This window comes from Candidatus Cyanaurora vandensis (assembly GCF_013285555.1).
In the GTDB taxonomy this organism is placed as follows: Bacteria; Cyanobacteriota; Cyanobacteriia; order Gloeobacterales; family Anthocerotibacteraceae; genus Cyanaurora; species Cyanaurora vandensis.
Genome location: NZ_JAAXLT010000202.1, coordinates 1 through 7,424, shown reverse-complemented (window position 1 = coordinate 7,424; position 7,424 = coordinate 1). Strand labels below are relative to the sequence as shown.

Below are 7,424 nucleotides of genomic sequence, written 5' to 3'. Positions count from 1 at the left end.
CCTCTAGGTCCGCCCCCCAGAGGTCTGCCCCCCGCAGGTCCGCGCCTTCTAGGTGGGCACAGACCAAATCCGCCCCCTGTAAATTACGTTGGGTCAAGTCCGCCCCCGGCAACCAAGCATTCCTGAGGTCCGCTCCCAGAAGGCGCGACACCGAACAAAGAATTTCTCCCTGGGAGTCTTTTATATCCATTGCCCACAAGCAGGGGAGTTTTAACGTAGCATCTCAGTACCCCGGCTAGCCCCGTTACTTCAAAACCGCAAGCAGGGTTTGACAGGTTGTGAGCGGTGCATTGGTGAGCATCAGTCGGGCCAGTTGGTCGTGGAGGGTGTGGTGGGCCTTGAGTAGACGGGTAGCTTCACGGCAGTATTCACGCTCCAGTTGTTCACGCTGGGGATTGAGGGCAAGCAGGGCACGGATTTTCACCAAATCATCAGCTCCGCCCCGTGCTTCCTCAAAAAACAACACCTCCGCCACCCCCCCTGCCATCAGGGTCGTCCCGTAGGCGCGGGGACTGAAGCGTTCCGGTTGGTCAAACTCAACTAGACTACTCACCGCAAACCCTAGACGACGACTAGCCTGTGCCCCAATCGCGTAGCTACTGGCCTTCAGCCCGAAACAATGACCCACCAACAGATGCCCGCTCTCGTGATAGGCCAGCCGCTTTTTGTAACTGGGGTCTAGCCATTCTTGGGCGAGGTCCAAGATTAACCGGGCGAACCGTCCCTGGTTAAAAAGTGCATCCCCGCCACTGAGAGCTGTGCCGACCACGCACAAGCCAAAGGGCACCCAAGGCGAGAGTCCCAGGGGCACCAGCAAGACCAACAGGGTGAAAAACCCCACGACTAGAGCCGCGCTGTTGGTCACAAAACCCGCTCTTGCTGTTGTTTCAAAATCATCACGCCCTGGGAAGTACCGAGAGCCGTCGCGCCCGCCGCCAACAGGTCCAGACATTGAGCGAGGGTCTTAATCCCACCGCTCGCTTTGATGGGTAGACGGCCCTTACTGAGACTGGCTACTTGGCGGACCTGATCGGCGGTAGTGTTCCCGGCCCAACCCGTGCCCGTCTTGATCCCACTCACCCCGGCATCCCGACAGACTTGGAGCGCGAGTTCGAGTTCGGCGGGTTCGAGGAGGTTGAGTTCGAGAATGGCCCGCACCGGGAGCCGGGTGGCCTGCTGAATCTCGGCGAGTTCTTGATAGACCCGGTTGGGGTCGCCCTGTTTGAGCCAAATCAGTTGCGGTACCACTTCAAGGCCCGTTGCGCCCTGGTCGGCGAGTTGCTGAGCGGCGTAAAGTTTCGCTTGGGGGGTATCGAGCCCGAGGGGAAAACCCACGACAGTCCAGACTTGAATCGGTTTTTTGTACAGTGCTTTGACGGCAGTGGCTAGGTGTAAAGGCGGGACACAGACGGCCCGGAAGCGGTGGCGGTCGGCTTCCCAACAGACCTGCTCCACGGTCGTCGTCGTGGTCAATACATTCAGACAGGTGTGTTCAATAAATTGCGGTAGGGCCATCTCGGGGTGAATCTCGACCATGCTGCACGTCTCGTTTTACTTCAAGTTTAGGCGAGGTCCGACGGCGCGATGGGCGCGGGTTATCCTGAGAGCATGGATTTTGCCCTGGGTCTTGGCTGTCTGGTTGCGGCTTATCTGCTGGGTGCGGTCTCGCCCGGTTATCTGGTGGTGCGAGCTTTAAAAGGCGTAGATATCCGCCAAGTGGGTTCCGGTTCCACCGGGGCGACCAATGTATTGCGGGTGGCGGGGAAGCTCCCGGCTTTGGGTGTATTACTTTTTGACTTGGGGAAGGGATTTATTGCCCTTAAATTAACGCAAATCTGGCTAGAGCCGTCGGGCTATGAAACCTGGTGGGCAGTGGGGGCGGGGCTGATGGCAATTCTCGGTCACAGTAAATCCATCTGGTTGGGCGGTCAGGGTGGTAAATCCGTGGCGGTGAGTCTGGGTTTACTTTTCGCGGTAGACCTCCGGGTGGCTCTGGCGACCTTGGCTCTGTGGGGGGCGGCGGTAGGGTTGACGCGGATGGTCTCCGTTGGGTCAGTTCTCGGCGGTTTGGGGGTGACCATATTGATGTTGGTTTTTGGGCAGCCCCCGGCCTTTGTGCTGTTAGGGCTTTTGGGCGGGGCTTTTGTGGTTTGGCGGCACCGGAGTAATCTACAACGGTTACGTCTGGGGACCGAGCCGCGTTTGGGCGAAAAATCATGACCACGGGCATCGTCATTGCGATCCAGTCCAACTATTACCGCGTCCAAGTGGCGGGTGAAGACCAGCCCCGGCTCTGCAAACTGCGTTCCCTACTGAAAAAACTCCACGGTCAAGTCCTAGTCGGTGACCAAGTGGAACTGAGTGAACAGGCTGAGTCTGGAGACCAGGGGGCCATCACCGCTGTCCTCCCCCGGACTAATGCCCTGACCCGCCCCGCGATTGCCAATGTCGAACAGGTCATCCTGGTTTTAGCCGCCACCCAACCCGCCTTCGACCCCGAAGTTGCCAGCCGTTTCTTGGTCCAGATTGAGCAAGAGGACCTGCCCGTGGTGGTGGTCCTCAATAAAGTTGACCTCCTACCCGACCCGGAACTCCACCTCATCACCCACCAACTCAAAAGCTGGGGCTATCCGCCGCAACTTCTAAGTACCCGGACCCAGGCGGGATTGGAGGCGTTACGCGCGACCTTGGCCCATCGCACTTCAGTTCTGGCTGGGCCTTCCGGGGCAGGTAAATCCAGTCTGCTCAATGCTCTCCAACCGGGCCTAGCGTTGCGCGTGGGTGAGGTCTCCCAACGGTTGGGTCATGGGCGGCACACAACCCGCCATGTGGAGATTTTCACCCTGCCCCCAGAAGTGCGACTTGCCGATACACCGGGTTTCTCGCAACTGACCCTGCGTGTCTCCCCCGAGGACTTGGCGGGGTTATTTCCTGAGTTTTGTGAATATCTGGGCCACTGTCAGTTCCGTAATTGTCTGCACCGTGAGGAACCGGGCTGTGCGGTCCAGGGCGCTGAGCTTGCCCGTCACCCGATTTACCTGACTTTCCTTGCAGAAATCCTGGCCCAACCCCTTTCCCTCCCCACGGACAATACCCTCAAAACCCAGAGCCGCCCCCACAACACCCAGACCCAACTCCCCAAACTCGCCCGTATCCACCGCCAACCCTCCCGCCGCAGCGATAAACAAACCCTCGCTGCTGAATGGGAAGACCGCGAATCTTAATTCTTATTGAGGTCCAGCCGATATAGGGGCAAGGCTGAGCGGCTTAGGATAGAGGAGAAATCGGGGCATAGCGATGGAAGCGATTAAGGTTTTGGGCCTATGTGGTAGTCTTCGTCCCCAGTCGCGCAAGTCGGGCGGTCTTGCTCCATGCCTTGACCTTGGCTCCCCAGGGGACGATGGTGGAATTTTTTGACCCCTTAGCCCAGCCTTTACCCCTCTGTAATGGTGGGGATAGCTACCCAGATTACCCGGCAGTAAGTTTGTTGAAAGCTAAGGCCAGTGCCGCCGATGTCATCATCAGTACCCCGGAGTACCACGGCAGTTTCAGTGGTGTACTCAAAAACACCCTGGACCTGCTGAGCTTTACGGAACTGGAAGGTAAAATTTTTGGGGCAATCAGTGTATTGGGCGGCGGTCAAAACAGCAATGCTCTCAACGACCTCCGCATTGTGGCCCGCTGGGTCCACGCCTGGGTCGTCCCGGAACAAGTGGCGATTGGACAAGCCTGGAAACAGTTTGACAATGAAGGTAAGTTATTGGACCCGAAGCTCGAAGAACGGTTACAGGAACTTATCAACTCTTTAATCTTGACCGCCCAACGCCTACGTCGGACTAATTGAAGATTTCAAGATGACAGGATTCGGACCTGTGGAATAGCTATTCTTTAGGCGTTGTCCATATAAAGGTACAAAAATATATATTTGACTAACCTACCTATTTAAGTTTAGCAATCCTAGTTATTTGCTCGGGATTCCAAATTAGACTCTGGTCATTACAGCCTCTAAAAATTTATTCCGCTGCCACGAGCGGCGCATGGGGGAACTGTTGCAGGACTTTTTTGAGATATTGCCCGGTGTAGGACTGGGGGACCTCGGCGACCTGTTCGGGGGTGCCCGTGGCAATGACCTGTCCGCCCCGGTGCCCACCCTCGGGTCCCAAGTCAATCACCCAATCGCTGGTGCGGATGACATCCAGGTTGTGTTCGATGACCAGGACCGTATTGCCCGTCTCCACGAGTTGGTGCAGGACATTTAACAGTTTGTGGACATCGTAAAAAGACAGGCCCGTGGTCGGTTCATCCAAGAGGTAGAGGGTCCGTCCGGTAGAGCGGCGGCTGAGTTCGGTGGCGAGTTTGACCCGTTGCGCTTCGCCGCCGCTGAGGGTCGGGGCGGGTTGACCCAGGCGGATGTAGTTGAGGCCCACATCGTTGAGACTCTTGACCTTACTCGCCACCTTGGGGATATGCTCGAAAAAGCCCACCGCCTCTTCTACGGTCATGTCCAGCACATCGGCAATAGATTTATTTTTGTAGAGGACTTGGAGCGTTTCGCGGTTGTACCGCTTACCCCGACAGACTTCGCACTCCACATAGACATCGGGCAGGAAGTTCATCTCAATCACATTCACCCCCTCGCCGTGGCAAGCCTCGCAACGGCCCCCCTTGACGTTGAAGGAGAACCGCCCCGGTGCGTAACCCCGCGCCTTGGCCTCCACCGTCATACTAAACAGCTCGCGGATACCGTCAAAACTACCCGTGTAGGTCGCGGAGTTGGAGCGGGGCGTCCGACCAATCGGGGACTGGTCAATGACAATGAATTTATCCAGACAATCCAACCCGGTCACGGAGCGCACACCCACGGGAACGGGGATATTGCGGTCAAAGTGATGGCGCAGGGAGGGATAAAGCAACTCGTTGACCAGGGTAGATTTACCGGAACCAGAAACCCCCGTTACCGCCACGAGTTTACCCAGGGGGACCTCGACCTCAATATCCTTGAGGTTATTGCGGGTCGCGCCTTGGATGCGGAGGTTCAGGCCATTCCCAGCACGGCGAGCTGGGGTGGGGATGTGGCTACGGCCCGAGAGGTAGGCCCCGGTAATGGATTCTGGGCACTGCGCTACATCGTCCACGGTACCCTGAGCCACGATCCGCCCACCATGGACCCCCGCCCCCGGCCCGATATCCACCACGTAGTCAGCAGCCCGGATCGTCTCCTCGTCGTGTTCCACCACCACTAGGGTGTTGTTGAGGTCCCGCAAGCGGGTCAGGGTCTTGAGTAAACGCCCGTTGTCCCGTTGGTGTAGCCCAATGGAGGGTTCATCCAGGACGTAGAGGACCCCCGTCAGGCCCGAACCAATCTGGGTCGCCAGCCGAATCCGTTGCGCCTCCCCGCCCGAGAGAGTCCCCGCCCCCCGGTCCAGGGTCAGGTAATCCAAGCCCACATCAATCAAGAAGCGCAGCCGAGTCTTGACCTCGCGGATCACCATCTCGGCAATCTTGGCCTGTCGTTCCTTGAGTTTGAGTTGTTCCAGGATGGTCAGGCATTCATCAATTGAGGCGGAGGTCAGGGCGAGGATATTGTAGCCCCCTAGTTTGACGGCGCGGGCTTCGGGTTTGAGGCGCAGACCGTGACAGACCGGACAGGGCTGGGGGACGATGAACTGTTCAAACTTTTGGCGCAATTTATCGGAAGTGGCTTCGGCATAACGGCGTTTGAGGTTGGGCATCACGCCTTCAAAGCGGGCGCGGTAGGGGCGACTGTTGCCCTCACTGTCGCGGTTGCGGTCGTACCAGGACTCGGCGTTGATTAAAATTTTGTCATCTAACCCGTGCAGGATAGCCTGTTGCTGTTCAGGGTTGAGCTTGAACCAGGGCGTCTTAATATCAAACTTGAGAGCTTGTCCCAAGGAGGCCAGCAGGTCCACGTAGTAAGGGTTTCCCGTCTCTGACCAAGGGGCAATCGCGGCGTAGAGGGGTTGTTTGGGGTCAGGGATCACCCGTTCCTCCGCGAATTCCTGGACAGCCCCCAGACCATGACAGTTGGGACAAGCTCCATAGGGCGAGTTGAAGGAGAACATCCGGGGCGAGAGCTCATCCAAGACCGAGCCGTGGACCGGGCAGGCGAAATTGGCACTGAACAACATCTCGGTGGGTTGCTCGTCGTAGAGTCCGGCTTGTTCGGCGACCTTAGCAAGTTGTTGGGTCTCTTCGTCGGAGCGGGGCAACAGTTCGATAAGGATTGTCCCTTCGCCTTTTTTGAGGGCGGTTTCTAGGGAGTCGGCGAGGCGTTCTTCTAACCCCGCCTTACTTACCAGACGGTCAATGACAATCTCAATACTGTGGACTTGGTTTTTGTCGAGTTTAATCGTCTCGGTCAGTTCATAGACACTCCCGTCAATGCGGACCCGGACAAACCCTTCACTGGCTAAGGCGGAGAGGGTTTTTTGGTGGGTGCCTTTTTTCCCCCGGATCACTGGGGCGAGCAGTTGGTAACGGATGCCCTCGGGGATCAGTTTGAGTTGGTCAACAATCTGTTCAATGGTCTGGGGCGCGATGGGGCGGTCACAGTGGGGGCAGTGGGGTTCGCCCGCCCGCCCGTAGAGGAGGCGCAAATAGTCATAAATTTCCGTCACCGTGCCCACGGTGGAGCGGGGGTTGTGGGAGGTGGATTTCTGGTCAATGGAGATCGCCGGACTCAAGCCCTCAATTGCGTCCACATCGGGCTTATCGAGTTGACCCAAGAACTGACGGGCGTAGGTAGACAGGGACTCCACATAGCGGCGTTGCCCCTCCGCAAAGATCGTATCAAAGGCCAAGGAGGACTTCCCCGACCCCGAAACCCCGGTGAAGACCACCAGTTGATTGCGCGGGAACTCCAGATTGACGTTTTTGAGATTGTGCTGCCGCGCACCCCGTACCCGGATATAGTCCGCCATCAGCTTCTTGTTTTTTGTAAAAGGTCTTAATATTTTACCCGCTTCTCTCCTAGGTTTGGGTCCGCCTGGAACGGTTGGCAGTTCCTCTAGAGACCAGTTTTTGCTTGGGGCTTGGAGACCACGGTGATCTGCTCGGGGATGCTCTCAAAGGAACGCCGTCCGCCCTTGCTCAAGATCAGGCGGATCACGCCACTGGGAATATCCAGGTATCTGCCGATACTGACTTGAGCGCGATAAAAACCAGGGGATTCTTCCTTCATCGGGTTATCAGCGGTGTAGCCATCAATCCGAAAGGTCGCTGTCCCGCCGGGATCACCGCGCATCGTCACCTCCAGGATCTCACCGGTTCCATAGATCTTCCCGACCCGACCGTTATAGCCAACCTGGGAGATCCGGGGCGCATCCGTTGTTAAGTTGTCGGCACTGGTGGCGGGGGGGCATCGTTGTAACTGTCAGGGGGGGTACTGGCGACTCGGCTGGGAT

Annotated in this window: 8 protein-coding genes; 3 read left to right on the top strand and 5 right to left on the bottom strand. The window is 57.4% G+C overall.

Annotation, left to right across the window (positions count from 1 at the left end; all coding sequences use genetic code 11):
- The 3 genes from HFM78_RS14340 to deoC all read right to left on the bottom strand — a co-directional run.
- The coding region (locus HFM78_RS14340) for a pentapeptide repeat-containing protein (protein ID WP_287130138.1) at window positions 1-190 on the bottom strand (190 nt) is incomplete at its 3' end.
- Between the two features lie 54 nt (window positions 191-244).
- Window positions 245-865: a hypothetical protein gene (locus tag HFM78_RS14335; protein ID WP_287130137.1), complete on the bottom strand. Its 621-nt coding sequence runs from the start codon at window positions 863-865 to the stop codon at window positions 245-247.
- A complete protein-coding gene (deoC, locus tag HFM78_RS14330) occupies window positions 862-1,536 on the bottom strand; it encodes a deoxyribose-phosphate aldolase (protein WP_287130136.1) in 675 nt (224 codons plus the stop codon). Before deoC ends, HFM78_RS14335 begins: the two co-directional genes overlap by 4 nt.
- 72 nt (window positions 1,537-1,608) lie before the next feature.
- Here deoC and plsY point away from each other — a divergent pair, with 72 nt between their 5' ends.
- From plsY to HFM78_RS14315, 3 genes are all read left to right on the top strand, one after another.
- Window positions 1,609-2,220 (top strand): glycerol-3-phosphate 1-O-acyltransferase PlsY, encoded by a 612-nt coding sequence (gene plsY / locus HFM78_RS14325; protein ID WP_287130135.1) that lies wholly within the window; start codon window positions 1,609-1,611, stop codon window positions 2,218-2,220.
- Window positions 2,217-3,224 (top strand): ribosome small subunit-dependent GTPase A, encoded by a 1,008-nt coding sequence (gene rsgA / locus HFM78_RS14320; RefSeq protein ID WP_287130134.1) that lies wholly within the window; start codon window positions 2,217-2,219, stop codon window positions 3,222-3,224. The genes plsY and rsgA overlap by 4 nt, the downstream gene beginning before the upstream one ends.
- 101 nt (window positions 3,225-3,325) lie before the next feature.
- A complete protein-coding gene (locus HFM78_RS14315) occupies window positions 3,326-3,844 on the top strand; it encodes an NADPH-dependent FMN reductase (protein ID WP_287130133.1) in 519 nt (172 codons plus the stop codon).
- Window positions 3,845-4,013: 169 nt separating this feature from the next.
- Here the strand turns inward: HFM78_RS14315 and uvrA are convergent, their stop codons facing one another.
- Together uvrA and HFM78_RS14305 are read right to left on the bottom strand one after the other, a co-directional pair.
- Entirely contained in the window at window positions 4,014-6,941 is a 2,928-nt protein-coding gene (uvrA, locus tag HFM78_RS14310; protein WP_287130132.1) for an excinuclease ABC subunit UvrA, read from the bottom strand.
- An 86-nt stretch (window positions 6,942-7,027) separates the two neighbouring features.
- Window positions 7,028-7,264, bottom strand: coding sequence for a hypothetical protein (locus HFM78_RS14305; protein WP_287130131.1), 237 nt, complete (start codon window positions 7,262-7,264; stop codon window positions 7,028-7,030).
- Window positions 7,265-7,424 lie beyond the last annotated feature (160 nt).

Excerpts from the sequence above, each read along its gene's own strand:
- deoC (WP_287130136.1), bottom strand. The coding sequence starts at position 1,536 with ATGGTCGAGATTCACCCCGAGATGGCCCTACCGCAATTTATTGAACAC.
- plsY (WP_287130135.1), top strand. The coding sequence starts at position 1,609 with ATGGATTTTGCCCTGGGTCTTGGCTGTCTGGTTGCGGCTTATCTGCTG.
- rsgA (WP_287130134.1), top strand. The coding sequence starts at position 2,217 with ATGACCACGGGCATCGTCATTGCGATCCAGTCCAACTATTACCGCGTC.
- uvrA (WP_287130132.1), bottom strand. The coding sequence starts at position 6,941 with ATGGCGGACTATATCCGGGTACGGGGTGCGCGGCAGCACAATCTCAAA.
- HFM78_RS14305 (WP_287130131.1), bottom strand. The coding sequence starts at position 7,264 with ATGCGCGGTGATCCCGGCGGGACAGCGACCTTTCGGATTGATGGCTAC.